Raw genomic sequence first — 2,114 nt, 5'->3', positions numbered from 1 at the left:
CTATGCGGTCTCGCCGGTTTCAAGCCATCCGAGAGGCGTATTTCTGCCCGGGGCGTCACACCCCTCTCAAATACATTCGATACCATAGGTCCGATCGCGCGCACAATCACCTGTTGCGCAATCATGGATGCCGCTCTGGCTGATCAGCCATGGCGCCCGCTCCCCGACATCCCGCTTCGCGGGCTGCTGTTCGGTGTGCCCACCACATTAGTTCTTGACGATCTTCACCCGCAGGTCGCCGATGCTTTTTCGACTACGTTGGAATTGCTCTCACGCGCAGGAGCGACCATCATCGAATTTCCGTGGACGGAAATAGGCCGGCGACAGTGGCAAAAAGCCTATACAATCATCTGCCGCAGCGAAGTCCATACCAGTCACGGGCGCCTTGTTGAAGAGCACAGACAGGCGATCGAGCCGCACGTCGTGGACGTGATCCTCTCAGGCAGCACAGTCTCTATGAGAGAACGGGCAGAGGCGCGGCGGCTGCGAGAGACCTTAGTTTTGGAGGCGCATGACCTTATTTCCCGCTTCCATGCCGTACTGATGCCAACGGTCCCGATCCTGACTCCTTCTGCCTCGACTCTGACGGATCCCGAAGAAGCAAAAAGAGTCGAGTACTTGATCGGCCGCAACAACGAAATTGCCAACTTCTTCGATTGTTGCGCGGCGACTGTCCCATGTCAGAGCATAGACCAACTTCCTGTCGGCCTGTTGATAATGGGCAAGAACGGCGAAGATCGGCGGGTGCTCGCAATCTCGCAGTCAGTCGAAGCAACCTTCAAGAGGGGTGCGCTCGCCAGAACCAATGTCAATCATTGGAGCCTGAGAAATCAATCGAGCGAGACGGATGCGAACGTGAATTAGCGCGGCGATGATGCGCAAAGGGAAGCGAGATGACAGCACCTATGATTGAGTTCAAAGTGTTTCTGAAAATTCGGAGCGCTGGAGGTTCTGCGCGACCTCACTTTTTCGGTGTTGCCAGCCGAAGAAGCTGCGCTGATCCGGCCACCCAAGCAACTTGGCTGTCGTCGAACAGGATTCGGCGGCAGCCGCTTTTTTTAGGAGGTGTCGACAAGCCCAATGCTGAGCGAACATGCTGGAAGTCGGATGAAATCGAAACCGGACGTTATTAGTGCGTGTTTCAGAAATTCGCGGACACCCATTCCGCTAATTCGCGGACAGCGATTTCAGTAATTACGGGACAGTAATTCCGCTAATTCCCGGACAGTTTTTGGGGCGGATATAACGGTCGGTTCTCGGGAGCGCCGTTCTGGCATTTTGCCCTCTCATCATCGGGTTGAGAGGGGCCATGCCAAGACGGAAGCAAGCGAGACGAACGACAGTGAAAGACATACGATCAATCCTGCGGCTGACGTATGAGCAGGGCCTCTCGGTGCGTCCGGTATCGGAACGGCTGAAATCCAGCAAGACTTCGGTTTCGACCTATCTGTTGCGGGCGTGCGAGGCTGGCATATCGGACTGGCCGCTGCCGCCGGGCTTTCCCGAAATCGTCTGGTGATGTGTCTATGGCGGGTCGGTCGGTGGTCCGCGCGCCGCCGCCGATCACTCCGGGTCGTCATAACGGGTGACGTAGTGGAGTTCGCGTAGGACGGGGATGACGAGGGCGATGTCTTTGTAGGCCTCGTGCTCGATGAAATGCGCGGTCTCGGGCCCCGGCCTGGGCTTGCCGAGGACGGACTTCCCCTTTTTGTCTACGCAGTAGATCAGGATTGGCAGCAGCAGGCCGTGGTTGGGGTTGTCGAGGTCGACTAGCCGTCTCCAGCTTTTGATGAGATTCAGGGCCGCGTAGAACCCCTGGCACCACGGCCGGGGGTCGATGCCGCCGCTGGGCTTGGTTGCGAATCGGGGCGCATTATCCTGCGGTCTGTCGAAGAGCGTCTCGTTGATCCGGTTGTGGATCCTGGCGCCGCTGGCAAACACGGCGTGATCGGTTGCAGACCCTTTGGCCAAGACGTCGCGCCGCGGTCCGGGAACCGCGGCCCGGTGACAGCTGTCAAACGGCCCTTTAATTGCGGGGAGTTGTCAATCCGGATCTCGCACTGCCATCGCCGGGGTCATGGTCCTTTCCGAGGTCGAGTGCCTCATGATGATGT

Annotated in this window: 2 protein-coding genes and 1 pseudogene; 2 read left to right on the top strand and 1 reads right to left on the bottom strand. The window is 58.0% G+C overall.

The annotated features are described in order from the left end of the window. Both NKH23_RS34360 and NKH23_RS34355 read left to right on the top strand, forming a co-directional pair. The coding region (locus NKH23_RS34360) for an amidase family protein (protein WP_353036779.1) at positions 1 to 864 on the top strand (864 nt) is incomplete at its 5' end. Positions 865 to 1,309: 445 nt separating this feature from the next. Further along, a pseudogene (locus tag NKH23_RS34355) lies at positions 1,310 to 1,507 on the top strand (IS21 family transposase); the annotation flags it as partial. A gap of 56 nt (positions 1,508 to 1,563) precedes the next feature. Here NKH23_RS34355 and NKH23_RS34350 read toward each other — a convergent pair. Then, complete coding sequence (locus NKH23_RS34350) at positions 1,564 to 1,971, bottom strand: hypothetical protein (protein WP_353036777.1); 408 nt, start codon at positions 1,969 to 1,971, stop codon at positions 1,564 to 1,566. Positions 1,972 to 2,114 lie beyond the last annotated feature (143 nt).

Origin of the sequence: Mesorhizobium sp. M1328 (assembly GCF_040318075.1) — a bacterium.
Classification (GTDB): Bacteria; Pseudomonadota; Alphaproteobacteria; order Rhizobiales; family Rhizobiaceae; genus Mesorhizobium.
This window is presented reverse-complemented; position numbering and strand designations above follow the sequence as displayed.